This window comes from Tautonia sociabilis, from assembly GCF_003977685.1.
In the GTDB taxonomy this organism is placed as follows: Bacteria; Planctomycetota; Planctomycetia; order Isosphaerales; family Isosphaeraceae; genus Tautonia; species Tautonia sociabilis.
In genome coordinates, this window is record NZ_RYZH01000025.1 from 1 (window position 1) to 25347 (window position 25347).

The 25347-nt window shown below is 70.2% G+C and carries 18 protein-coding genes; 9 read left to right on the forward strand and 9 right to left on the reverse strand.

Annotated elements, in window-relative coordinates; all coding sequences use genetic code 11:
* Together TsocGM_RS13610 and TsocGM_RS13615 are read right to left on the reverse strand one after the other, a co-directional pair.
* The coding region (locus TsocGM_RS13610; RefSeq protein WP_148114877.1) for a protein kinase domain-containing protein at window positions 1-1032 on the reverse strand (1032 nt) is incomplete at its 3' end.
* The gene (locus TsocGM_RS13615) at window positions 1023-1613 is read right to left on the reverse strand and encodes an RNA polymerase sigma factor (protein WP_126726014.1); all 591 of its coding nucleotides are present in this window, start codon (window positions 1611-1613) and stop codon (window positions 1023-1025) included. The genes TsocGM_RS13615 and TsocGM_RS13610, both read right to left, overlap by 10 nt.
* 565 nt (window positions 1614-2178) lie before the next feature.
* On the opposite strand from TsocGM_RS13615, the gene TsocGM_RS13620 reads away from it, so the two are divergent.
* A complete protein-coding gene (locus TsocGM_RS13620) occupies window positions 2179-3078 on the forward strand; it encodes a sigma-70 family RNA polymerase sigma factor (protein ID WP_126726016.1) in 900 nt (299 codons plus the stop codon).
* A gap of 437 nt (window positions 3079-3515) precedes the next feature.
* The gene (locus tag TsocGM_RS13625) at window positions 3516-4775 is read left to right on the forward strand and encodes a hypothetical protein (RefSeq protein WP_126726018.1); all 1260 of its coding nucleotides are present in this window, start codon (window positions 3516-3518) and stop codon (window positions 4773-4775) included.
* Between the two features lie 74 nt (window positions 4776-4849).
* Here the strand turns inward: TsocGM_RS13625 and TsocGM_RS13630 are convergent, their stop codons facing one another.
* The gene (locus TsocGM_RS13630) at window positions 4850-5653 is read right to left on the reverse strand and encodes an inositol monophosphatase family protein (RefSeq protein WP_126726020.1); all 804 of its coding nucleotides are present in this window, start codon (window positions 5651-5653) and stop codon (window positions 4850-4852) included.
* A gap of 411 nt (window positions 5654-6064) precedes the next feature.
* On the opposite strand from TsocGM_RS13630, the gene TsocGM_RS13635 reads away from it, so the two are divergent.
* Together TsocGM_RS13635 and TsocGM_RS13640 are read left to right on the forward strand one after the other, a co-directional pair.
* On the forward strand, window positions 6065-10927 hold the full coding sequence (locus TsocGM_RS13635) for a S8 family serine peptidase (RefSeq protein WP_199756784.1): 4863 nt from the start codon (window positions 6065-6067) through the stop codon (window positions 10925-10927).
* Window positions 10928-11256: 329 nt separating this feature from the next.
* Window positions 11257-12396, forward strand: coding sequence for a hypothetical protein (locus TsocGM_RS13640; protein ID WP_126726024.1), 1140 nt, complete (start codon window positions 11257-11259; stop codon window positions 12394-12396).
* Between the two features lie 219 nt (window positions 12397-12615).
* Here the strand turns inward: TsocGM_RS13640 and TsocGM_RS13645 are convergent, their stop codons facing one another.
* The 5 genes from TsocGM_RS13645 to TsocGM_RS13665 all read right to left on the reverse strand — a co-directional run bounded on the left by TsocGM_RS13645 (window position 12616) and on the right by TsocGM_RS13665 (window position 17759).
* Window positions 12616-13983, reverse strand: a complete 1368-nt coding sequence (locus tag TsocGM_RS13645; protein WP_158633545.1) for a deiodinase family protein — start codon at window positions 13981-13983, stop codon at window positions 12616-12618.
* Window positions 13984-14101: 118 nt separating this feature from the next.
* Window positions 14102-15439: a carboxymuconolactone decarboxylase family protein gene (locus tag TsocGM_RS13650; protein WP_126726028.1), complete on the reverse strand. Its 1338-nt coding sequence runs from the start codon at window positions 15437-15439 to the stop codon at window positions 14102-14104.
* Between the two features lie 38 nt (window positions 15440-15477).
* The gene (locus TsocGM_RS13655) at window positions 15478-15861 is read right to left on the reverse strand and encodes a hypothetical protein (RefSeq protein WP_126726029.1); all 384 of its coding nucleotides are present in this window, start codon (window positions 15859-15861) and stop codon (window positions 15478-15480) included.
* 16 nt (window positions 15862-15877) lie between these two features.
* Complete coding sequence (locus tag TsocGM_RS13660) at window positions 15878-16843, reverse strand: DUF1559 domain-containing protein (protein WP_126726030.1); 966 nt, start codon at window positions 16841-16843, stop codon at window positions 15878-15880.
* A gap of 472 nt (window positions 16844-17315) precedes the next feature.
* Window positions 17316-17759 (reverse strand): hypothetical protein, encoded by a 444-nt coding sequence (locus TsocGM_RS13665; RefSeq protein WP_126726031.1) that lies wholly within the window; start codon window positions 17757-17759, stop codon window positions 17316-17318.
* A gap of 469 nt (window positions 17760-18228) precedes the next feature.
* Here TsocGM_RS13665 and TsocGM_RS13670 point away from each other — a divergent pair, with 469 nt between their 5' ends.
* From TsocGM_RS13670 to TsocGM_RS13690, 5 genes are all read left to right on the forward strand, one after another.
* Window positions 18229-19356, forward strand: a complete 1128-nt coding sequence (locus TsocGM_RS13670; RefSeq protein WP_158633546.1) for a WD40 repeat domain-containing protein — start codon at window positions 18229-18231, stop codon at window positions 19354-19356.
* Between the two features lie 219 nt (window positions 19357-19575).
* Window positions 19576-20439, forward strand: coding sequence for a cytochrome C assembly family protein (locus tag TsocGM_RS13675; RefSeq protein ID WP_126726033.1), 864 nt, complete (start codon window positions 19576-19578; stop codon window positions 20437-20439).
* Window positions 20436-21734, forward strand: coding sequence for a glutamyl-tRNA reductase (hemA, locus tag TsocGM_RS13680; RefSeq protein ID WP_126726034.1), 1299 nt, complete (start codon window positions 20436-20438; stop codon window positions 21732-21734). Before TsocGM_RS13675 ends, hemA begins: the two co-directional genes overlap by 4 nt.
* Window positions 21735-22183: 449 nt before the next feature.
* Window positions 22184-22651, forward strand: a complete 468-nt coding sequence (locus tag TsocGM_RS13685) for a hypothetical protein (RefSeq protein WP_126726035.1) — start codon at window positions 22184-22186, stop codon at window positions 22649-22651.
* A 277-nt stretch (window positions 22652-22928) separates the two neighbouring features.
* On the forward strand, window positions 22929-23921 hold the full coding sequence (locus TsocGM_RS13690; RefSeq protein ID WP_158633547.1) for a tetratricopeptide repeat protein: 993 nt from the start codon (window positions 22929-22931) through the stop codon (window positions 23919-23921).
* A 53-nt stretch (window positions 23922-23974) separates the two neighbouring features.
* On the opposite strand, the gene TsocGM_RS13695 is transcribed toward TsocGM_RS13690, so the two are convergent.
* Window positions 23975-25315: a 6-phosphofructokinase gene (locus tag TsocGM_RS13695; RefSeq protein ID WP_126726037.1), complete on the reverse strand. Its 1341-nt coding sequence runs from the start codon at window positions 25313-25315 to the stop codon at window positions 23975-23977.
* Between the last annotated feature and the right edge of the window lie 32 nt (window positions 25316-25347).

Genomic DNA, 25347 nt, shown 5'->3' on the forward strand with positions numbered 1-25347 from the left:
GGGGTCGCGCGAGGAGGGGCCGGCGGGGGAGGCGGGGCCGGGGCTCCAGTCGGTCGAGAGGTTGAAGTCCAGCAGCATCGGCTGGCCGTCGGCGCCGATCAGGATGTTCGAGGGCTTCAGGTCGCCGTGGGTCACGCCTCGGCGGTAGGCGTGGTCGAGTGCCTCGGCCAGTCGGGCGACGATCCAGGAGACGGCCTGGGCGTAGCTCATCTGGGCCAGCATCTCGCGGGAGGGCCGGGCGGCGGTGGCGGGGGCGTACTCGGGGGCGGAGCGGAGGTCGAGGTCGGTCAGCAGGTCGGTCCCGCGCTCGGGGCGCCGGGAGCGAAGCCGTCCCTCGGCCAGGACGTCGGCCAGGGTGCAGCCGCCGACGAACGGCATGAAGATCAATTGCAGGCCGTCCTCGGTCGTCCGCTCGCGGAGGATCGGGACGATGTGGGGGTGCGGGGCCCGGGCGAGGTAGCGGTGTTCGGCCGAGGGGCGGTTGGCCACCTTGAGGACGAGCAGGCGGTCCTCCAGCTCGGCGTCGGCGGCGAGGAAGACGCGGGCGAAGCCTCCCCGGCCCAGCTCTCGGATCAGCCGGTAGGGGCCGATCTCGTCGCCGGGCTCGAACGGGGAGGCGGGGGAGGGCACGTCGGCGGGGCCGATCGAGGGCAGGGCGTCGTGCAGCGCGATCAGCCGGAGCAGGCGGTCGGCGTGCTCGGGGAAGCGGCGGGAGAACTCCTCGGGGGAGGGGCGGCGGCCCGAGGAGGCCCGGAGGCAGTACTCGTGATAGATGAGCTCCAGCGCCCCGTCCGGGTCGCCGGGGGGCAGGCGGTCGAGGTACTGCTCGGCGGTCGGCCCCTCGCCGTTGTCCCAGCGCCGGGTGAACTCCTCGATGGCCGCCTCCAGGGCGAAGGCGGTCGTCGAGGCCTCGGGGGGCGCGGCCGACTCTGACCGAGGACGCGAATCGGTCCAGAGGCGGAGCCGGTCCCGATCGGGAGGGGGGGAGACGGGTTGCCTGGGGGGGAGGCCGGGGCCGGGCATCATCGCCATTGCCGCTGCTCCATCCGGCGTCGGGAGTCTTCGATGAGTCGTCGGACGGTCCGCTCGCTGAGGCCGACCCGAGCGGCGACCTCCTCGAGGGTCAGCCCCAGGCTTCGCAGGCGAAGGGCCTCCGCCTCCGGCCCGGATCGGCCGGCGGTGAGCTGCTCCATGCGGTCGATTTCCTGGAGGTTCTGGCTGGGGGTCGGCTCGGGAGAGGGGACCTCCCTCGGCTCCTCGCGGTCTCCTCGGCGGACGTAGAGGGGCTCTTCCCGGCCGATGTCGTACTTCCGGGTGCGGGTGCGGCGGCGGTACTCCTCGCGCACCTTGTTCCAGGCGACGCCGGTGAGAAAGGCGCGCAGGTGCTGGGGGTTGTCGAACCGGGTGGGGTCGACGGCCTCCCCGGCGAAGACGCTGGCCCAGACGAGCTGGACGAAGTCCATCGAGTCGAACTGCGTGCGGAGCACGCGGGGGAGCTGCCGGCGGACCGCCAGGCGGACGTCGTCCTCGAACTCGGAGAGCAGGGCATTGAGGGCCTGCTCGTCACCGGCCTTGGCCCGCCGGACCAGCTCGGCGAAGGTGGTCTCGTTCATCGTGCCACTCGCCCTGGGATCCCGCCCGTCCTCCGGCCCGCCCGCCTCACCCCCTGGGCGACCACGGCGTCGCCCCGATCCGATCGGGGTCAGCTCCTCGGCGGGCTCGCCCGGCGGGGCTGTCCCGCCGGGGTGCGGGGCCCCTTCTTTCTAAGATTACGCCGACGAGGCCGGCAAGACACCCCAAAATAGCACCTTTTTTCCGGTACGAGGGACAAATACCTCGTTCCAGGGATTAGGCGTCACGCTGGCTATTTGAAGCGTTATTCCCCGAGGAATCGGCGGAGATTCCTGTCCGGTCGCCCCGAGAGATTGCCACTAGAGCATCGACGGTCACGCGCGACGCCGCCGTATCCGGCAGCCTCGGCGCGAGACGATCGCCCTTAGTTAAGCCTGGTCCAGGGATGCAAGCCGCAGCCATGTTCGACTCGATCGCGTGATCCGACCCGGCCGATTCGACCCGCGAGAGGGAATCGAGGGCGGGTGGGTCGATGGCCTGGGGGGGCGCGGAAGTCCGGCACGATCGACTGGGATCGGGCCGATCATCAGTGAGGAGCAGCCACCGATGGGACGCAGCTGCACCAGGGAACGGGCCGCGAGTAGCCCGCTGGGCGACTATCTGCGCGAGATCCGCGACCATGACCTGCTCACCGCCGACGAGGAAGTCGCGCTGGCCCGAGCGGTTCGGGAGGGGGACGAGGCCGCTCGGGCTCGGCTGATCCGGGCCAACCTGCGGCTGGTCGTCAAGGTCGCCCGAGACTTCGAGGGGCGCGGCCTGGCGCTGGAGGACCTGGTCGGCGAGGGGAACCTTGGGCTGATCCGGGCCGCCAAGGAGTTCGACCCCCGCTTCGGCACCCGGTTCAGCACCTACGCCAGCCACTGGATCAAGCAGGCGATCCGGCACGCGTTGATCACGACCACGGCCACCATCCGGCTGCCGGCCCACATGGTCGGCTTGCTGACCAAGTGGCGACGGGCCGAGCGCGCCTACCTCCGCGAGTTTGGCCATGCGCCCACCTTCGAGCACCTGGCTGTTTCGCTTGGCCTGTCGGAGGCCAAGCGGCGGATGGTTGAGCAGGCGTTGCTCGCCTGCCGGCTCCTGCCCGGCGGGGGAGAGTCTGACGAGGGGGGGGCCTTGGACGAGGCCGCCGACCCTCGTGAGGCCCCCGAGGCGCCGATGGAGGCCGATGACGACCGCCGCGACCTGATGCGACGGCTCGCCCGGCTCGACGACCGGGAGCGCACCATTCTCACGCTCCGCTTCGGCCTTGGCGACCGGGAGCCGATGACGCTCAAGGAAATTGGCCGCCGGCTCGGCGTCACCCGGGAGTGGGTGCGCAAGATCGAGGTCCGGGCGGTCCGCAAGCTCGACGACGACTGGAGCCCGCCGGCCTCGGTGGGGGGCCGGCGGCCGAGGGCCAGTGCTGCCCGGCGGTCTCGGAGGCCGGCCCTCCAGTCGGCCTGAAGCCATCCCGAGCGGCCAGGCAGCCCCCCGCGACGGCCGTTGAGCTCGAAGGAGAGCCGACATCGCGGCGGGCGGGCCCTCGGGACAGTGGCCGGCCCCCTCCCGTCCGGGAGGGGGTCGGCCCCGTCGGATCCCGGACCTGGTCTCCCCCATTGCCAGGAAGGCCCGTCGGTCGCCGGCCGGGCGACCGTCACAGACCGCGATCGCCGCAGGTCCGGGCGCCGATCGGGAGGCGTCGGGCTTGGTTCGGGTTGCCTGTCGGGGAAGAATCTGGTGTGATCCGTCCGTTTCCCCTTGCGATCGCGTCCCGACGGTCCGCCCCCCCTCGATTCCCATCCAGCGAGGTCTCCCCTCCCAACCGGCGGCGCCTCGGGGCCTTCATGACCGAGGAGAAGCGAGCGATCCCGACTCGGTCCTCGAACCGACGGCAGGGCCCCATGTCCCGATCAAACGCCGCGCTCCTGCTCGCGCTCGGGCTGGCCGTTCCGGCCAGCCCCGGGTGCCGATCCTTCCAGGACAACCTGCTCCGGAGGGATGTGGCCCAGGCTGCTCCCCGCCCCGAGCAGCCCGACCCTCGAGAGGTGGTCCGTCTCGTCTCCCTGGAGCACGAGCGCCGGGCCGAGCTGGTCCAGGCGCTCAAGTCGGAACTGAACGTCAACGTCAAGACCTTCACCGACGACCAGGGCCGCGACCGCCGCGTCCCGCTGGGAGGGGTGCTCGGCGGCACGGCCGAGGGATACCTGCGGGTGGAACGGCCCCGGAACCTCCGGGTGATCCTGAACAAGACCCTCTCCATGCCGATCGCCGACATCGGCTCCAACGACGAGGAGTTCTGGTTCGCCAACGACCAGTCCCGGGAGATCGTCGTCGCGAGCCACTCGCATCTCGGTGGCTTGAACGACCCGCTGCTGACCTCGATGCGGGCGGACTGGATCTTCGAGATCCTCGGCCTTGAGTCGCTGCCGGCCGACGTGGAGATCGAGCGGGGCTCCTCCCCCGAGGTCCTGACGCTCGTGGAGACGAGGGCTCTCCCCGGCGGAGGAACGACGATCAAGGAGTCGGTCCTGAGCGTCTCGAAGCAGCGGATCGTGGAGCATCGGCTCTACACGGGGGACCGGTCCCGGCTGGTGGCCAGCGCCAGGGTCGAACAGCCGGTCGCCGTCTCGGTCGGCCCGACGGGGGGCTCGGAGCCGCCGGCCCGGGTCGAGATCCCGTCGGTCGTCCGACTGACGATCCCCGACGTCGCCGAACTGGAGATGAGGCTTTCCAACATCCGGCCGAACCCGGAGCCCGACCCCGCCTGGCTCGCGTCCTTCGTCCGCCCCGATAAAGAGTCTCTGGGATACGAGCAGATCCCCCTGTTCGACCTCTCCGGCCGTCCCGGGGACGAGCTGCTGGCCGACTCGGGCGCCTCCTCCTCGTCGGCGCTGCCGCCTCCGCCGTCGATCCCGGGCCCCGTGACGGCCCCGGGCTCCCTGATCCTTCCTCGGGCCGACAACGCCCTGGCCCGGGCCGATGATCGAGCGGCCTCCTCCGATCGGGCCGTCCGCCCGGCTTCCGAGCCGAGCACCTCCGGCAGGGTGGCCGTCGACCTGCCCTCGGCCCCCCGGGTCCCGACCGTCGAGTACCGGCGATCGAGCTGGGAGACGGTGCAGGGAGGCAACCGATTCCCCCGAGGTGTTCTGGGCCGCGATTGATTACCCCGCCCGTCCCGTCCCAGGGCAGGGCAGGGGGAGCCGGGCCGAGCGGGGCAGGGCAGGGGAGGGGGGGCCTATCCCCTGTGGTCCTCGGGCAGGTGACGTTGGACAACGGCCAGCGTCTCCTCGTGGAGCGGCCCGTTGGAGGCGAGCACGCTGGAGACGGTCAGGGGGAGCGGTCGGCCGAGGCAGTTGGTGACTCGACCCCCCGCCTCCTCGACGAAGAGTCGGCCGGCGGCGAAGTCCCAGGGGGAGAGCTGGTACTCGAAGAAGGCGCCGAGCTGGCCGCAGCCGACCATGCACAGGTCGAGGGCCGCCGTGCCGAAGCGTCGGATACCGTGGATGTTGCGGCGGAACAGGTCGCCGATGGACCGGAGCGTGGCCTCCATCATGGCGCCTCGGTCGTAGTAGAAGCCGACGCCGACCAGCGCCTGGTCAAGCCTCTCGTGCCGGGCGACTCGGGCCGGGAGGCCGTCGACGAACGCTCCGCCTCCCCGGGTGGCGGTGAAGAACTCTCCCCGGATCGGGCTGAGGACGACCCCGACCTCGGGAATCCCGTTCCGGTAGTAGGCGATCGAGACGGCGAAGTGCGGGATCGCGTGGGCGAAGTTGTTCGTGCCGTCGAGGGGGTCGACGACCCAGAGGTGCTCGGCCTCGGGGGAGCCGACCCGGGCCTCCTCCTCGCCGAGGATCGAGTGGCCGGGGACCTCGGCCGAGAGCACCTCGACGATGGCGCGCTCGGCCTCGAGGTCGGCGTCGGTGACGAGGTTGGCGACCTCCTTCGAACGGTGGGAGACGCCCTCGCGGAACCACCGGCCCAGCACCTCCCCGGCGGCCCGGGCGGCCCGCTCGGCCACGACCAGTTCGGTACGGCTCATGATCGGTTTCGGTCTCTCGGGCTCAAGGCGGCGGAGGGAACCTCCCGGAAGTCGACCGCCATTATGACCTCCCCGGGGCCGGGGCTGAAGCCGGGGTCGACGGGCAGGGGCCAGGGAGGGTGCCCGGGCTCCCCCGGCCTGTTGCCTTTTCGAACCATGGTGGAAATCCAGCCGGAAGGGCGATGACACGGAGGTGCCGGTTCCGGTATGGTTCCCGGATGTGGTGGGATCCCGGGCCCCGATGGGCCTCTCCTCTCGGCCGATCCGAGCCGAGAGGCGATCGCTCCACGTCCCCTTCGCCCGCGTCCGTCTCCCGTTCCCCGACATCACGACGGTCAGGCAACCATGCTCCGCAGCCAGAGACGCTCCACGCGCCAGGCGCCGCGGCTCGTCGTCCTCGAGTCCCGGACGATGTTGAGCCTCGACGTGCCGGCCTTCCCGTCCCTCGACGCCTTGCGGATGGAGGTTGATTCGTACGAGCCCGATCGCCTGCTGGTCCGCTACTGGCCCGAGGCCGCCGGGTTCGAGGGAGGGGGGGAGGACCGCCCGGCTCCGAATCTCCTGCCCGAGCTTCGGGTCCTGCACCTGCCGGCCGGCACGACCGTTCCCCAGGCGATCGCGTCCCTGCGGACCGACCCCCGGGTGCTGGAGGCCTCGCCAGACTACGTCCTGTCGCTGCAAGCCTCGCCGAACGACCCCGGCTTCACAAGCGGCGCGCTCTGGGGGCTGCGGAACTCGTCCCTCCCCGAGGCGGACATCGACGCCGAGTCGGCCTGGAACGTGACCACCGGCAGCGCCGACTCGATCGTCGCCGTGATCGACACCGGGATCGACGTCACTCACCCCGACCTGGCCGCCAACATCTGGACCAATCCGGGCGAGATCGCCGGCAACGGAATCGACGACGATGGCAACGGTTACGTCGACGACTCGCACGGCTGGAACTTCGTCGCCAATAGTCCGAACGTCGCCGACGACCACGGCCACGGCACGCACGTGGCCGGCACCATCGGCGCCGTCGGGAACAACGGCATCGGGGTGGTCGGGGTCAACTGGACCGTGAAGCTGATGGCGCTGAAGTTCCTCAACGCCTCCGGAAGCGGCTCGACCTCCGACGCGATCCGGGCGCTGGACTACGCCGTGGCGATGGGGGCGCAGGTCTCGAACAACAGCTACGGCGGCAGCGGCTTCGAAACGTTCTTCTCCCTGGCGATCGACCGGGCCCGGGAGGCCGGCCACATCTTCGTGGCCGCCGCGGGCAACAGCGGCGTCAATGTCGACACCAACCCGAGCTACCCGGCCGCGTACGCGCAGGACAACGTCATCTCCGTGGCGGCCACCGATCGCCTCGACCAACTGGCGAGCTGGTCCAATTACGGTCTGCAGCGCGTTGACCTGGCGGCGCCCGGCGTGTCGATCCTGAGCACGTTGCCGGGCAATCGCTACGGCAACCTCAGCGGCACATCGATGGCCTCCCCCCACGTTGCCGGGGCGGCCGCGATGCTCTGGGGCCTGCACCCGGACTGGTCCTACCAGCAGGTGATCGCCAAGCTGCTCGCGACGGTCGACCCGGTTTCCAGCGTGGCTGGCAAGGTCGCGACCGGCGGCCGGCTCGACCTCGGCCGGGCGATCACCAGCGAGACGGACGGCCCCCGAGTCGAATCCGCCGCGCTCGAATCCAAGCCGGGGGACCCCGTCGGTGTCATCCGGCTGACCTTCAGCGAGCCGATCCTGCCCTCGAGCCTCTCCTCCCAGGACGTCTCCTCGCTCGTCGGCCCCTCGGGCCCCGTGGCGGTGGCCGACGTGTCGGTCGTGGCCGGCTCGGGGGACAGGGAGGTGGAAATCCGATTCGGATCGGTCGAAGCGGGGAGCTACACGCTGGTGGTCGGCCCGGCCATCCTGGATCCGGCCGGCAACTTCATGGACCAGGACGGTGACGGCCTCGGCATGCAGCCGAACGACGCGTTCTCGGCCACCTTCCTCGCCTCGTCCCAGGATTCCTCCGCGACACTCCTGGACGGAGGGTTCGAGGTGCCAGAGGCCGGCCCCAACGGCTCGAGCGGCTCCTACCTCTATCGCCCCGCTGGCTCCGCCTGGTCCTTCGCCGGCACCGCCGGCGTCACCGCCAACGGCACCGCCTTCACCGCCGGCAACCCCAACGCTCCCGAGGGGGACCAGGTCGCCTTCCTCCAGAAGACCGGCTCCGTCTCCCAGACGCTCTCCATCCCCGCCAACGCCGCCGGCTCTTACCGCCTCCGCTTCCGAGCCGCCCAGCGCGGCAACTACCAGGCCGGCGCCCACGACTTCGCCGTGCTCCTCGACGGCGTCGAACTGGCCCGCGTCCAACCGGCCGGCACCTCCTACGAAGCACGAAGCCTGGCGCTGACCCTCCCGGCCGGGGCCCACACCCTCTCCTTCGTCGGAATCAATTCCTCCGGCGGCGCCAGCACCTCCTTCATCGACGACATCGTCCTCGATCGGGTTTCCAGCAAGCCCCCGCTCTCGGCGACCGTGCCCGTCTACTACCTGGTGGCCGAAGAGGGAACGTATACCTCCGAGGCCGACGGCGTGGCGATGGAGGCGCACAAGATCATCGCGACCGAGGCCGACCACGGGGGGGCCAACGCCTCGTTCGTCGGCCGTCGCGTCGACTACGAGCAGCAATACCGGGCTCCCGTCGTTGTGGGTCAGGTGATGACCGCCAACGACCCGAGGCCTTCGATGTTCTGGTCCCGGGGAGCCTCCCGGGTGGAGGCCCCGACAACGACGGATCTGTACGTCGGGATGCACGTCGGCGAGGATCCCACTCAGGTCCGATCGGACGAGACGCTCGGGTACTTCGTCTTCGAGTCGGGAGCCCATCACCTGGGCGGAATTGACGTGATCGCCGGCCGGACCGGCCCGACGGTGCGGGGCCTGGACGACTCCCCGGGATTCATCGCTCCGCTGTCGGGTCTGTCCTCGGCGTCGGCGGCGGTGGTTTCCGGTGCGACGATGAACGGCCTCGACGGCTCCTGGGCGGTGCTCTCGGGGTCGGACCCCGTGCGGCCGGACAGCCTCCAACTGGCGGCGCTGGAGGACCGATGGGCCGACCGCGAACGATCGGTCGCTGGCGAGGCGGTGTCCTACGTCGTCCTCGGCCAGGCATCGGGAGTCTCGGCGTTCGGCGGGAGGCCGGCGGTCCCCGGCCTGACCGAGATCACGCCGAGAATCACCATCACGAGAACCGAGGGGTTCGAGCCGCTGATCGTCCAGGTTTCCGCCGCCCTGACCACGACCGACGCGGGGGATGCCTACACCGACCTGGAGTACTCCTGGGACTTCGGCGACCCCTTCGGCCGAGAGGAGCTCGTCAATCCCGTGACCGGGGCCCTGGTCAACGCCAACTCCGACCAGACCGGCCCCGAGGCCTCCTACGTTTACCGATCTCCAGGAACGTATACGATCACCCTGACAGTCCGGGGCAAGGATGATCAAGGCCGGATCATCACCGCCTCGACCCACTCGCTGCTGCGGCCGTCGCTGCAAGAGGTGAAGGTCGTCAACGCGGCGGGAGGAACCTTCCAACTGATCGCGTCGGTCGATGGCGGCCCCGGCATGATCACCGAACCGATCCGGTACAACGCAAGCACGGATGAGATCGTCTCGGCTCTGGCCGCCCTGCCGAACATTGGTCAGGGGAACGTCCATACGAGTCCTCACCACTGGATCGAGGCGAGCGGGGACCTGCTCGGCCATCGGCTCTCGCTGACCGCCCAGGACGGGGGGCTGATCGGGGGAGGCTCGGCGCCGCCGAAGGTGCTTATCGGCGACCGAATCGCCGGAAGCTCGGAAGACTCCGTGTCCGTGATGGCATGGGCCGGCGGCGACATCTATTTCGATTCGAACTATGACGGAATCTCTCATGGTCCGCCCGACGGCTCGATCGAGGCGCCCTTCACCAGCGGAGCGGAGCTGAAATCGGCGATCCAGCAGGCCGGCGACGACCGCGTGTGGATCAAGCGCGGGTCCCACTTCGACACCGGGAGGATTTGGCTTCGAAACACTGGCTCGAGTCCGATCCGGGTCGCGTCCTACGGGGATCCGACTCTTCCCTTGCCGGTTCTCTACTCCTCCAACTCGACGCTCTACGTCTCGGCGGAGGAGGGCTACTCGACGAAGGACGTCGTCTTCGACGGCCTGGACATCCGGGCAACGGATGTCTCCTACTACGTCTTCGCGGCGAAGAACGACAGCGGACTCTCCTCGTACATCGCGAACGTCCACATCCTCAATTCAACACTGACCACGACGGGCAACACCGACAACTCCTCCGCGTCGGTGATCATCAACGCATCGAACTTCTCCCCCGGGAACGGCAAGCAGGGGGAGGGATTCGTCTTCTGGAACACCACGTTCGACCGCCCTCGGCTGGTCGGTTCGCTGGACCGGGACGTCGGTCTGTTCGTCCAGGCGGCGCGGTCCCTGAGCGTTGTGGGGGGCTCGATCTCGGGAGGAGGCAACGGTCCGGACGCCTCTCCGCTGCTGGCCCAGCAAGCGTACCTGATCGTCTACGACACAATGCTCTTCCGCTGGCTCCGGTTCGAGGAAGTGCCGGAGACGTCGCTGAACTTCGCCATCAAGTTTCTCCAGACCGACGTGACTCCGGGCCAGTCGGAGTCGCATTCGTTGATTGACGGGGTCGACTTCGCGGGCCCCTCCAACGGGCCGGGGTACAACCAGACGAGACAGGGGACCTCCACCCCCGTCGGAACCACGGTGATCCAGAACTCCGCCTTCCACGTGGGGCCAAGGAACAATTTCCAGGCATTCGGAAGCTGGCTCGACCAGATTGCGAATGTGGTGATCCGGGACTCGAAGTACTGGGACAACGGGGGCCGGGTCGCGGACGTCACACCCCGATCCAACGGATCGCGATTTGGATTCTATCGCAATGACGTCTACATTCCCCAGGGAGATTCGGTCACCCGGGGACTGACCCTGCGGGCTAATCTCGGCGAAGTCGAGATCCTGGACAACGTGTTTTTCTACGACGAGCCGTCGGGGGCCGACGAGGAGGCGATCTCGGTGAATTTCACCAAGTCGGACTCTCGGGTCATCGACCGCAATCAATACTGGTCATCTGTTCCAAAACAGAGAATTTTTTATGACGATGTGTCTAATCAATACAAGACTCTGGCCGAGTGGCAACGGCTGGGCTGGGACCCCAACAGTCTGATCGCGGACCCAGGCTGGATCGACCCGGCCAACGGCGACTTCCGGAGGAGACGCTGACGAGGTCCACCGGAGAGCCCGCGCCCGGAGCGACGTCGCCCCGGGCGCCGGGAAATCAAGAGGGTCTCCTTCCCAATGGCCGCCGATTCTGCCATGACGATTGGATCGGACGATGAGGTCCGGTCGCCCAGGAGAAGGCCGGTGGTGTTAGTCTGGGCCCCTCGCGAGATTCGGATTGATCGATTCGGGAATACTTCGTAAGGTCCGCGCTGGCCCGGGGCGATTTCCCCTCCCGCGTCCCGGGAGAGCGCGACGCATCGCGACGCCCCGGCGGCCGGCCGCGCGCAAGCGGCCGGGCGGGGCGCCCTCCACGGACGCGGAGGAGCTCCATGGTGATCGACCGCCCGAGGCCGCGCGGCCCGACTCTCTCCCGCGCCGCCGGGCCGCTTGGCGGCCCCCTGTTGCTGCTCTCCCTGATCGCGACGACGGCCGATGCCCGGCAGACCGGCGATGCCGTCGCCTCCCCGACTCTGGAACGGGTCGATCGCTCGCTCTCCCTCTCCCGCCCCGGGCGCGGAGAGGAGGGGGACCATCGCCGACGCTGGCTCACCTGGCGGGTCGAGTATCGCCTGGTCAACGCCGGCCGGGCCCCGCTGGTCGTGGAACCCGGGACGGTCTTCTGCACCGTCGAGGGTTGGGCCTCCAACTCCCGGGCCGAGGGGCATGGGCTCCCCCGACGCGCCGACCACGCGCTGAGCGCCGGCGACGGATTCGAATCGGTCGCCATGCTGCTCGATGGCGACGAGCCAACCGACTGCTGCGAGGAGCGGGCCACGCTTCAGGTCTGGCCCGATCACGAGCCGGCCCCGCCGGAGCCGGTCCCCGGGGCTGACTGCTCGCTACCGGAGGGGCCGATGCTCGTCCCTCCCGGAGACGTCCTCCGCGCCCGGCTGAGCCTGGAGCATCGCCACCACCTGCACGGTCCGGTCGAGCCGCTGCTCGGAGAGCGCGAGATCTCGCTCCGGATCGGCCCGGCGTCTTTCCGCGACGCCGTCCTCCTGGAACGGCCCGCCGGCCCCGACGGTCCGATCGACCGGCTCGGTCCGATCCCTGCCGAGCGCCTGGACCCCCGGGTCTACTTCTCTCCACCCAACAGCCTCTATCTCGACGCCGCCCTCGCCGGGTTCCGGTCCTTCCAGTTCCGAGACCTGAAGGTCCCCCGGGACGCCGACATGAGGCTCCGGTTCCGCTACTTCCGGTCACTCGACTCGACCGGCGGGGCCCGGGTCGAGCTGAAGCAGTACCAGGACGTCCCCAACGCCTATCGCATGCTGACCGAGTCCAAGCGTGTGGATGAGCTGGTGCGGCTGGGGAGCTGGACGCTCGTCGAGCATCGCTTCCGGTCCGACCCGAGGGCCACCACGATGCAGTTGAAGTTCATCCTCGACTGCGAGGGGGACGGGCCCGCCGCGCTCTGGGTCGACGACGTCAGCCTGGAACCGGTGGACCGGCCGGGGGAGGATCCCTGACCCGGGACGGCCCGCCGCCGTCATCCTCGGCGGGCCTGCCATCCCGGCCCAGGAGGCCGCCTCGGCGAGCCGAGGCCCGGTCCGGGGGCCGGTCCTCCCCGGGAACTCAACATCATACCGGTTTTCTTCGATGACCAACGCCTGAGGAAGCGAGGCCAGGGCCGACCCTCCCCGGCGCTTCGCGGGGCTCGACGGATCCGCGATCGGTACGATCCGGGATCATTGGTCCCCGTCCTCGGCCAACGAGCCGGCCTCCTCGGCGGGGGGGGAGGTGGACTCTCCTGGGTCGGACGATTCGGGTCGATCGGTCGCCAGCAGCAGGGCGAGGGCCTGCTCCAGCTCTCGGGGCTTGAAGCCGAAGGGGCCCCGGCCGCTCTTGAAGGCGACCCGGCCGTCCTGGTCGATCAGGTAGAGCCGGGCAGGCATGCCGCTGTAGAGCGTGCCGGCCGGATCGTCGACCGCGTCGACAACCATCGGCAGGCCGAGGTCGAGGGTCGCTCGGCACTGCTGGGCGACCTTGAGGCGTTCGCCGAAGGTGGTCGGCTGGTCCAGGGTGTAGCCCTGGCGGTGGTTGTCGAGCATGTGCCAACCGTCGGTCGGGTGGGCCTCCCGGACGTAGACGAGGAGGAACCCGGCCCGGTCGCGATAGCGGCGGTAGAGTTTCTCGACGTTGCCGGCCTGGCTGCGGAACGGGCCGCAGGTGAAGTTGCCGAAAATCAGGACGATCGGCTTGCCCAGCCGCTCGCGATAGGACGAGAGGGTGACGTCGCGGTCGCCGTCGATGGCCGGGAGCGTGAAGTCGGGGGCGGGGTCGCCGACGTCGGGGCCGGGCCAGAGGGCTCCGATCTCCTGGGTGAACAGCCCTCGGACCAGGGTCGAGCGGCTCGGGCCGTTCGGGTCGGGGGGAGGCCCCTGGCCCTTGATGCCGCCGGCCATCATCACTCGGCTCATCGTGCCCGGCTCGAAGAGCCCCTTCAGCTCGTCCCGGGTCAGGAAGCCGAGCTGGCCCTCGTCGAGGCGGTCGAAGAGGGCGAGCAGCTCGGCCCGGGTGACCTTGCCGTTGGCGTCCCCGTCGGCCAGGTAGTAGAGCGCCACGCCGGGGCCACCGGCCAGGGCGTGTTCGGACCAGTCGAAGTCGGCGGCGGTGATAAGGCGGTCGGCGTTGGCGTCGACGGCCTGGAAGTCGTTGTCGGATCCGGGCCACTCGCGACGGGCGATGAGCCCATCACCGTCGGCGTCGAGTTCGGCCCGGACCTCTTCCCAGCCGAAGCGAGAGCCCCCGGTGGGACGGCTGAACCAGCCGTCCTGGCTGCCAAGCTGCTTCCCGAGGAGGATGTCGGCGAACATGAGGAGCCACTCGGGACGATCCTCCGGGGAGAGCGCCTCGAGTCGATCGGAGAGCCAGGCGCCGGCCCGATCAGCCAGGGGAGAGTCCCAGAGGGCCTGGGCCTCGGGAGCCAGTTCGGGACGGGGACGCTCGACGTCCTCTCCCGCGACCGAAACCGCGGGAGGGAAGGACGTCGCGATCGCGAGGGCCGCGGCCACCACCAGGGAGGAGGTGGGGGCGGGACCGGGTCGTCGGCTCATCGGAGGGCTCCTCGACTCGAACGCGGTGGTCCGGGCCCCGATCGAGGAGGGCCCGATCCGAGATCCCATCCATACCCGGCCCTTCCCCGAAGCGACAGGGGGAAGGGCCGGGCTCGGATCATTCGACCGGCAAGCCGGCCGCCTCGGTCAGCCGGTCGAAGAAGGCGGCCTCGGCGACGACGGCGACCAGTTCGGCAACCTGGTGATCGCTGAAGTGTTCGCGCAAGCGGGCGACATCGCCGTCGGAGACCAGCGCCGGGTCGACGGTCAGCCTCTGGGCGAACCGAAGGGCCAGGCGGTCGGCCTCGGACAGCTCGGAGAGGTCGCCGTCGAGGGCGAAGATCTCCGAGTCGGACTGGCCGGCCGCTCGGAGCCGTTCTCGAGCGATCGCCAGGGCGTACCAGGAGCGGTCGAGCCGGGCGGCGGTCCAGGCGACCTGGGAGCGGAGCAGGGGGTCGAGGGTCCCTTCCCGCTCGACGGCCCGGAGGATGGCGATACGATCGACGCCGACCTTGGGGAACCGGGCGAGCAGTCGGATCCAGTTCGGCGGCTCGCCCTCGCCAAGTTCCTGGACCCGGGCTCGGGTCGTCTCGGCGTCGAGCAGGCTGACCCGGGGGGATCGCGATCGGGCCGACTCGATCCGCTCCTCGACCTCCGACCGAGACTCCAGCGCCGGCCGATGCCAGGGTGAGGCGGGCCGAGTGCCCGGACCCGGACGAGCCGGGCCGATCGGCGCGACACGGGTGACGAGCGAGCGGAACTCGGGGGCGGTGGGCGTCAGATACTCGCGATGCTCCTCCTGGGGAATGTTCAGGGCGCCGGTCCATCGGTTCATGGCGTTGAAGCTGGAGACGACGTAGATGATCTCGGTGATCTGGTCGTCGTCGTAGTGGGCGCGGAGGGCCTCGAGATCGTCGTCGCCAATCTCGTGGGGGGTCGTCGTCAGGGCCCGGGTGAAGGCAAAGGCGGCGCGCTCGGCGGGGGAGAAGCCGGACCAGTCTCCGTCGAGAGCGGCAACGCGGTCCTCGGGAACACCGGCGGCGGCGAGCTTGCTCTCCTGGTGGCCAAGGCAATAGGTGCAGTTATTGGCGCGAGAGACAATCCAGAAGAGCGTGGTCTGGAACGGATAGCCGAGCGTCATCCCCGGCTCCTCCCTCGAGGGGAAGCCACCGGCGACGAAGCCGGGGGGGAGGTAGTCGCGTCGCATCCGGCCGTTGTTGACCACTCCCAAGGATCCGCCCTCGGCCCGTTGGCGTTCCTCGTCGGAGATCGGGGGCAAGGGAAGGCGCGGAGTGCTCCGCTTGGACTGCTCGAGCGCCTGCTTCAGGTCCTCCCGGGTGACGGGAACCGGCCTGGTCCCGGGGGGAGGGGAATCGTCCTGGGCGATCGTGATCGCCGGGGCCAGGGAGGCGGCGAGGAAGAGCAGGAGGGATCGGGTCCGATCGATCGAATTCATGGTCAAATCCTCAGATTATCGCTCTTGGAGAGTTCCGATCAATCTTGCCGGATCACGCTGGGGGCCGGGTCGGTGGCGACGGCGTAGGTGACCTGCCGCTCGACCCGGCGCCCGTCCGGGCCGGCCAGCACCAGGGCGACCGGGCAGGCGAGCGTGGCCCCGACGACGTGATCGCCGGAGAGAATGCGGTAGTCGAGGAGCCGGGCGCCGGCCAGCCAGTCCTCGTCGGCGACCCGGAGGGCCGGCTCCTCCTCGGAGGGGTCGGAGTGCGGACGGCCGGCCTTCCAGGAGTCGAGGGCCTCGGCCAGCGCGAGGCGGGCGGCCGCCTCGTCGAGCGACCGCTCCTTGGGGGCGGCCGGGCCGCAGCCCGGCGCGCAGAGGGAGAGCAGGGCAGCCGCCAGGACGGCTCGGAGAAGGTTCATCGGAGCGATTCCCCCGTCAGAAGGCGTCGGCAGAGATGACCTCGCCGCCATTCCGGGTGCCGAGGGCTCGCCAGGCGGGCAGCGCGACCGTCTCCTTGACGAACCGAACCGAGCCGTCTGCCAGTCCGACGTTCACCCCTCCGGGGTGCCGGCTGTTGGCGACGGTCATGATCCGGGAGGGGGGAAACATGCAGGAGAGGGAATTGGGCGGCCCGGAGTGCCAGTAGCTGGTCGTCGAGTGATAGCCGTAGATCCAGGGAGCGCCGACGTCGCTGACGCGCTGGTACGACAGGTCTCGCCAGTCCATCTGTCGGCAGAGTTGCACGGCCTGGTCGGCATTGGCCGGGTAGGTCTGGGGCCAGAAGGTGTCGGCCTCTCGGGTGGCCCGGGTGTTGTCGAAGTCGCCGAGGACGTGCTCGCTGAAGGCGGCCGTGTTGCTCAGACCGTCTCGGACGTCGGCGGCCGTGTAGCGCGCGTTCGAGAAGAAGAGGCCGTTGGGGGCGGGCATGCCGGCGTTGACCCCCGCGGTGTCGTTCGTGCCGTACCACATGACGACGCTCGTCCCCTCGTTCGACCGATAGTTGGTTCCCCCCCAGCCGTCCGGCACGGCGGTCGGATCCGACGGGCAGAGCAACAGGGCCAGCGAGGTCGAGGTGGCCGTCTGGTTCGCGGTGGTCGTCCACGGCAGATCGAAGTTCAGCGCCGAGGCCACCGTCGCCTGCTCGACGAAGGGCAGGATGCGGGCCATGGGCGAGAACGAGGCATTGGAGGGAATCGTCCGGCCGAGCGGGAACGCCCCGACGGCGTCGTGGTAGGCGTGCAGGGCGATCCCCAGTTGCTTCAGGTTGTTGGTGCACTGAGCGCGTCGGGCCGCCTCTCGGGCCGACTGGACCGCCGGCAGCAGGAGCGCGATCAGGACGCCGATCATGGCGATGACGACGAGCAATTCGATGAGCGTGAACGCGGCGCGATGACGATGCATCGTCCGATCCTCCCGTCTGTTCGGTACGATCTCGATGGTGGGGCTTCGATCCACGTAACCTGACGCTGACACATGCTGATCGCATCGCGGCCGATGGGCACGCCCCGACGGACGGCGACCGGATCGCCGTCCCGAGCCGGCCGAAACCGGGAGAGGGAAGGCGGTCCTGTCTCGACCGATTCGGACCGTCCCGATCGGAGGGGAACGGCTCCGGAAGGGGGCCTGGAATCAGGCCGATCCGGGATCCGGTGCCTCCGCTCGGGCGTGCTGCGATCGGAAGATCACTCTCGGGAGACGACGGTCGTGCTCCGCCGCGGCGAGGAGTGTCTCGGGCGATCGCCCGCCGGCGACCCTACAGGAGGACGCCACTGCGGAAGCGAGCCGGAACGCCTCGGTCGGACGAGGGCAGTGGCCGGTTCGTGGACCGGCCTTCGCGGCGGGACGGCTGTCGACTCGGCGAGGAGAGCCGAGGTCAGCGCGATCTCGGAGGATGGAAGACGCCGCCGATCGGTCGATCGGGCCGGCAGGAGGGCTCGGAGGAAGGCCAGGGGGAGGCACTGGGGACCTCGGCCCCTCGATCACGGGGGAGGACGGCCCAGTGTTCGACGGAGGAGGGGGCCGGGGGGACGGGAGCCGGGCTCGGGGTCTCCGGGGCCCGGGAGCAGAACGGTCCGGAACACGGCTGGTCCGGGCTCGTTGAGGAGGGAGTCGGGGTGGCCTCCTCATCGGTGACGGCCGAGAGCCCGAGCACCACCTTCAGGACGTGGTCCCCCGGCCGGGAGACGTAGGAGCCGCAGTGCTGCCCGAGGGCCGGGGTCGTGAGCCAGCCCCCCGTGCAGAGGACGATCGCCGCCGCCAGCGGCCGGGCCGCGAGCGACCGGATCGGACCTGCCTCGAGACGCGGCTCGGGCCTCATGACGTGGGGAACCCCATCCGAATCGGCTTGATTGTGGCGGGGGGGGCTGAGAGTGGAACAGGTCCCGCCCGAAGAACGCGAACGTATCTTGAATACCCCATGATGAAACCAATCGCAAGCCCCGAGCTGCTCTTTTTCCCGATCGGGAGGCGAGGGCCCCTGCCGGTGTCGCTCCTCGACCTCGATTGGGAGGGGCGGCCGGGGACCGGGAGGCAGACCGGCCCCTGTCGTCGGCGAGGCCTCCCTTCGTAGAATCGCCGGCTCCGGCCCAAAGCCGGCGGCCGTCGCCGAGCGAGGGGGAGACCGGCCGAGGCGATGCAACGCGATGCGTGCCCCGGGAGCCGAACACGGCCCCGGGCCGATCGCCGTTGCCCAGAATCCTCGTCCAGGGGGGTCGTCGTCCATGATCGGATTGAAGCGCAGGAGCCCGGGGGATCTTCGACGATCCGGGCTGGAGGGCGTGACCGCGGTGGCACTGATCGGATCGCTGGCCGGGTGCGGCAGGCCAGTCGAGCCGATCGATCCGGTTGCCGCGATCGACGCGGCGGCGGCCGGCGAGGAGGCGGTGCTCGCGACGGATCGCCCAACGGCGCTGATTGCGGAATCGGTCCCCGAGATCCGGGCCGTCTTGCCGACGGCCCCCCAGCCCTCGTCCCTGGCCGTCTCCGCCGACGGGCGGCTCCTGGCCGTCGGCGACAAGCGGGGGGTCGCGCTGTGGGACCTCGAGCCCCCGGCCCACCGGGCGACCCTGCAAGGACAGCCCGCCCTCGTCTCAGCCGTCGCCTTCGACCCGTCCGGCAGAACCCTGGCGACGGTCGGTTACGAGTCTTCCCCCGAGTTCGCCGCGGTCCTGATGCGGTGGGACACGGGGGCGCTTGGGACGGGACGAGTGGTGCTGAAGTCTCCCGATCAGATCGCGACGATGCGGTTCTCGCCCGATGGCTCGACCCTGGTGCTCGGCACCGAGGACGAGGAGGACGCCGGCCGGGTCGCCTTCCTCGATGTCGAGTCTGGGGAGCTGGAGGTCTTGGGAGCGACCCTCAAGACGACCGTCTCCCGGCTCGCCGTCGCTCCGGCGGGGGATCGGGTGGCCGCCTCGTCCTGGAGGACGGTCAACTACTCCGACCAGGGCGAACTGGTCCTGTTCGACTCGTCCTCGAAGGAGGAGGTGGCCCGGCCCGGCTCGGGGATCGGCAGGATCAACGACCTGGCCTTCTCCCCCGACGGAACGACGCTGGCCGTCGCCTGCCAACGCCCGGGGGGGGAGTGGACCGTGCTTCGGTTCGACGCGGCGACCGGAGCGGCGAGGGAGCCGGTCGACACTCCCTCCGTCGAGGTGTCGAGCCTGGCCTTCTCGCCCGACGGTTCCTTGCTGGCGATGGGGGCCCACGACGGGGCCATCCGGCTGCTCGAACTCGGTTCCGGAGCGATGCTCCAGGGCCCAAGCTATCACCGGGGGGCGGCGGTCCTGCTGGCCTTCTCTCCCGACGGCCGCACCCTCCTGTCGGCAGCGCTGGACCGCCAGGTCGCACTCTGGGATGTCCCCTTGCTCCAAAAGACGGGGAGGGCAGGAGCGTCGGCGGCCGGCAAGGAGTGAGGACCGAGGACTCGGCTCGCGGTTTCTTGCGAGCGTCGGGGGCGCCGGAGGCGGGTCGAACTCGGCCAAGGAGGCTGGGGAGCGGATCGCCGCTGGGATCCGGGGGAGCGGTGGGATACACTAGAGGCATACCGGGGAGGGGATGGCTCTCGGTCGAGGGGCCGTCGTCGGCCGCCGCCCCGGTCCCCGCCGCTTCGAGCACCCACGACACCCGCCGCCATGCTCGACCGACTCAGCGTGCTTTGCTTCGCCGGGACCTACGGCCTGGCCCTGGCCGCCGAACTAGCCCGGCTCGTCGCCCGGGCGCCGATCCGCTGGCACCTGACGCTGGGTCTGACGCTCCTGGGGTGGTTGGTGCACTCGGTCTTCCTCGGAAACCTGGCCTGGAGGGAAGGCCAGTTGCCGATCACCTCGGCGTTTCACTCGCTGCTCGTGCTGGCCTGGATCCTGGTGGCGATTGATCTGTACCTCTCCGTCAGCGCCCCGAAGCCGGCGACGGTGGGGGCCTTCGTGCTGCCGATGGTACTGGCCCTGCTCGGGGCGGCCGTGGCGATGCCCCCGGAGGCCCGAGCCGACTGGACTCGGCTCGGCGGCTGGGAAACGGTCTGGGGGACCGCCCACGGCGTCTTGCTCTTGCTCGGGGCGGTGAGCACCTGCGTGGCCTTCGCCTCGGGCCTGATGTACCTGGCCCAGGCCAACCGCCTGAAGCGAAAGCGGCCGTTGCGGGTGGGGATCGCGCTGCCGAGCCTGGAACAGTCGGAGCGCTGGAACCGGGCGGCGATCACCTTGGCGTTCCCCCTGCTGACAGCCGGTCTGGCGATCGGCGTCATCCTGAATGCGACCAGCCGGAGGGAGGGGGCGGCGGTGCTCGACTGGTGGGATCCCAAGGTCATCAGCGCCGCGCTGCTCTGGGTGGTGTTCGCCGTGCTGCTGCACGTGAGGTATCGGCCCGAGTGGCGGGGCAAGGCGGTGATGCTGCTCACCGCCCTGGCCTTCGCCTTCCTGCTGTTCACGCTGCTGGGCGTCGACCTCCTGCTGCCCACCTCCCATGGGATCGCCCGGGGACTGGAGGTGACGCCGTGAAGCTGCTCGCGCTGGGCGTCGACCACCATAGCGCTCCTCAGCCGGTTCGAGAGGCGATCGCCTTCGACGGCTCGAGACGCCGAGAGGGGCTGGAGGCCCTCAAGGGGCGCTTTCCCGGAGTGGAGTTCGCCATCCTGTCGACCTGCAACCGGGTCGAGGTGTATGCCGCCGGGGATCCGAGCACGATCCCCCAAGTCGGGGATCTGACCCAGTTCCTGGCGGAGTTCCACGGCGTCGACCTCGGCGTGTTCGCCACGCATCTGGTCGACTACCACGACGAGGAGGCGATCGAGCACCTGTTCCGGGTCGCCAGCAGCATCGAGAGCCTGGTGATCGGCGAGGGGCAGATCCAGGGACAGGTTCGGGAGGCCTACGAGGCCGCCCGGGAGGCCGAGGCGGTCGGGCCGATCCTGCACGAGGTCTTCCAGCAGTCGGCCCGAGTCGGCAAGCGCGTTCGGGAGGCGACGGGAATGGACCGCGGCCGGCTCTCGATCGCCAGCGTGGCGGTCGACGTGGCCCGCCGGGTCTTCGACCGGTTCGACGACAAGGCGGTGCTCGTCATCGGCGCCGGCAAGATGGCCGAGCTGACGCTCCGGCACCTGGCTCCGCTCCGCCCCGGCCGGATCCTGGTGACCAACCGCAGCCCCGAGCGCGCCCAGGAGGCCGCCAGGGCCTGGGGGGGCCGGGCCTTGCCGTTCGAGGAACTGGAATCGGCGCTGGTGGAGGCCGACGTGGTCGTCAGCACCACCGCTTCGGCCGAGCCGATCGTCAGCTTCGCGACCTACTCCCGGGTGTTGAAGGCCCGACGGTACCGCCACTCGCTGATCCTGGACATCGCCGTCCCCAGGGACTTCGACCCGAGGATCAACGACCTGGAGACGGTCACCCTCTACAGCGTCGACGACCTGCAGGCCCAGGCCGACGCCAACCGCAGCGAGCGGCTCCGAGCCGTCGAGGCCGCCTCGGCGATCGTCCAGGAGGAGACGGCCTCCTGCGCCGACGCGATCCGACACCGCCACCTCGCCGGCTCGATTCTCCGCCAGCTCGGCGACTATTCCGACGCCGTCCGCTCCCGGGAGCTCGACCGCCTCTTCGCCTCCCGGCCGCACCTCAGCGAGGACGACCGCAAGGCGATCGCCCAGACCCTGCACCGCTTCCAGAACCAGTTGCTGCACCATCCCCGATCCGCCCTGCGATCGGCCACCGGAGCCGCCGACGGCCACGGGAGGTCTCTGGTAGACGCCGTTCGCCACCTGTTTGGGCTGGGGCAATCGGAAGCCCGCGACGACCGCTGAAGACTCCTCCCGACCGGAGGCCAGCAGCCGGCGGATCGCGAAGGGCGGAATCGGGCGGTCCAAGAGTGATGGCAGGAGCACGCATCAACGCGGGCGAGGACAGAAAACGAAAATCGGAAGCCCAATCCCTGGAACGACTTCCGACCTAAGCTCTGGCTCCATTTACTCAGCGGGGCGGGTGGACCGCGTTAATGAAGCGAACCGTCCGGCCGGCTCGTCCCGGCCTCCGCGATCAGCCGCTCCGGGGGCAGGCCGATACGAGTCGGGCTGACCGCCCTGGGAGAAGCGAGGATGCCTTGTCGCCAGGGGAGCGCCTCCGTAGCATGGGACCGGGGCCACCGGGCCCGACACGTCTCCGAGCGACGGCCGACCTCCCGATCGATCGTCTCGGGGCGCGAGCCTCCGCCTCGCCCCGAGCCGAGCCCGTCACGATCCGCCCCGGGACCATCATGGCCGATTCCTCCTCCGCCCGACTGCTCCTGATCGTCACCGGCAGCGCCCTTCGGGCCGAGGAGGTCGATCGGCCGCTGGCCTACTACCTCCGCAAGCAGGTGGAGGAGCACCTCCTCGGCCGGGAGGGGGACCGGCTCGGGTTCCGGGTGCGGGTAGTTTCGGACCTGCGCTGGTTACACGACGAGACGTTCCAGGAACTGCCAACGATCTCCGTCGGCGGACCCGGCGTGAACCTGCTGGCCCATCGGTGGCTGGAGGAACTCCCGCTCTCCCTGGCGGTCGAGGGCCAGTACTTCATCCAGATGGACCCGGACCTCAACGAGCTGAAGGCCAGCATCTGGGGGATGGACAACCCGAACACCCAGATCGCCGTCTCGGCCTTCGTGAATCGGTTCCTCCCCCGCTTCATCGACCGCTGCCTCGCCGAGGCCCCCGACGCGATCGACCTCGACGAGTTCGACTGACCGGCCCTCCCGGAGACCGCCCGAGGCCGTCTGATCCGATCCGATCCGATCCGATCCGATCCGGCCCGGACCGCCACGATCGTCCTGTCCCTCGCCAGACGCCCCTGACCCTCCTTGCCTGCCTCCCATGTCGAGACGACCTCCGAGCCGAGGCCGCCCCCGAGGCCAGCGACGCCCGACCGGCGGCCGAGGAGCCGTCCGGCTCCCGAACCGGCCCCGGGCGAGCTGGCCGGCGCTGGCCGTCGGCGCGGTCCTCGGCGCCCTCGGGCTCCTGGCGATGGCCCTCGGGCCCTCGATCCGGAGGGATCGGGACGGAGGCCAGGTCGCTCCTCCTCGCTCCGAAGGCTCCTCCCCCGAGGGGATCGAAACGCTCGACGAGCCGGGATCGTGGACGGATCCTGGCTACTGGATCCGACGAGTCGACCGGCTCCGCGTGGAGGAGCGGGACCTGGAGGTCATGAGCGCCTTCCGGGCGGCCTCCCGGGCCCTCCCCCCCGCAGACCTCGCCGAGGTGCTGCCGGCCATCACCCTCGCCTTCCTCGCCGACGTGCCCGAGGATCAGGCGAGCCGGGCGCTCTCCGCTCGGATCGAGGGGGATCCGGAGGACCTGGATGCCCGGGTGGCCCGGATCCGTCGCCTCCTGCGGGACGATGCCCCGGCGCCGGCCGACCGTCCCCGGGTCGGGCATCGAGCGGCCCCGGGCCCGGACGCGATCTCGGAGTTGCGAAGGCTCCTGGAGCGATCCCCCGGGCATCGGGGGGCCCGGGAGGTGCTCGTGGAGGCCCTGCTCGACGCCGGCCGGGTCGACGAGGCCCGGGCCGTTCTCGACGGCTGGCCCGGCGGCCCCGATCGCGAGCGGGATCCGACGTTCCTCCGGCTCCGAGCCCGCTTCGACCTGGATCACGACGGCCTCCCCGCCCGGGCCGCCCAGGAGCTCCGGCTCGTGCTGGCCGAGGCCCCGCACGACTGGAGACTCCGGGCCCGGCTCGCCCGGGCGCTGGCGATGGCCGGCGACCCGGACCGGGCGGCCGAGGAGGCGGCGTGGGTCGATCGGCTCCGAGAACGCCTCGACCCCGAGCGGCTTGGGCCCCGGCTCGCCGACGACCTGGGGAGGACCGACGACCCGGCAGCCCTGGCCGACCTGGCGGAGATCTGCCGATCGGCCTTGCTCCCGGAGCTCGCCCTGAGCTGGAGGGCCGAGGCCCGCCGCCGGGCGGCCCGGGGATCGATCGTCCCGGACCGAGCCGGATCGTCGCGACCCTCCCCTTGAACCCGAAGGGCGGGAAGGGTCGGTGGCTGGCCGATCCGGCGCCGAGGGCTGGCTTACTCGCCCACCTCGGTCTCGAGGAAGCGGGCGAGGCGGTGGAAGTCGGAGTTCCGCTTGATGTAGCGGACGACCGTCACCAGGGTGTTCGGGTCGACCAGGTTCTCAAAGGGGACGTAGTTCAGGTCGAGCTGGCCGGCGGCGGAGATCATCACGCCATCGTGCCCCTCTTCGATCAGGGCCCGGTAGGCGCCGACGCCCAACTGGCTGCCGAGCATCACGTCGAAGGCGTGAGGAGCGGCACATCGGGACTCGTAGCCGAGCTGCAGGCCGGTAACCTTGCGCGACTTGCCCGTCTCCTGCTTGAAGCGTTCGGAAACCAGCCGGGCGAAGGTGCGGCCGAGGTCGACCTGGGCGATCGAGATGTGGCCGTGGTCGTCTCGGGGGACCCCCTTGAGATAGTCCGACGGCAGGAACTCGGCCAGCCCCTCGGCCAGGACGATGACGCCGAATTCCTTGCCGTCGCGCTCCCGGGCGCGCATGGCGGCCACGATGTAGCGGACGACCTCGTCGAGGTTCATCACCTTCCGAGTCTTCGGCTGGCCGGTGCTCGGATCGACGACCGGCTCTCCGGTCTTCGGGTCAAGGACCGGCTCCTGAGCGGCGAAGCGTCCCTCGATGTCCTCGACACTGAGCACCAGGCTCGCCTCTCCAGCCATGGCGGCTCCGTAAGCGAGCCAGCCGGCCGATCGTCCCATGGTTTCGGCCAGGTAGTAGGCCCGGGTCGCCTCGGCGTCGGCCAGGAGGTTGCGAATCTCGCCGGCCAGGGTCTCGACGGCGGTGAAGTAGCCGAAGGTGAAGTCGATGCCGAGGTAGTCGTTGTCGATCGTCTTCGGGACGTGGACGACCCGGATGCGCCGGGAGCCCTCGGGCAGGTGGGCCTGGACCGACTTCAGCTTGTTGGCGGTCTTCAGCGTGTCGTCGCCGCCGATGGAGACCAGGGCGTCGACCTCCAGCGAGGCCAAGGCCGCCAGCGCCGTGCGCAGCGGGGCGTTCTTTTCCGGGTCGGCCAGCTCGGCGGGGCTGTTGACGTGCTTGCCCGGGTTGGTGCGGGCGGTGCCGATCATGATGCCCCGGCTGTTTCGGGTGCGCCGAAGCCTCCGGGAGTCGATGGTGATGTAGTGCTTTCCCTCGATCATCGGGTGGTCCGGCCCGAACTCGACGAGGTGGGAATAGCCGTTGAGGATGCCGACGACGGAGATCCCCTTGCGGAGGAAGGAGGCGGCGGCCGTGGAGATCACGGCGTTGGCCGCCGGGGCGGGACCGCCGGCGAAGAGGATGGCCACCCGGCGGATGGGCGAGAGAGAGGGAACGTCGCGGCCCGAGGTCTGCGCGGTCATGGGAACTCCAGGTAGGAATGTGGTCCGGCCAT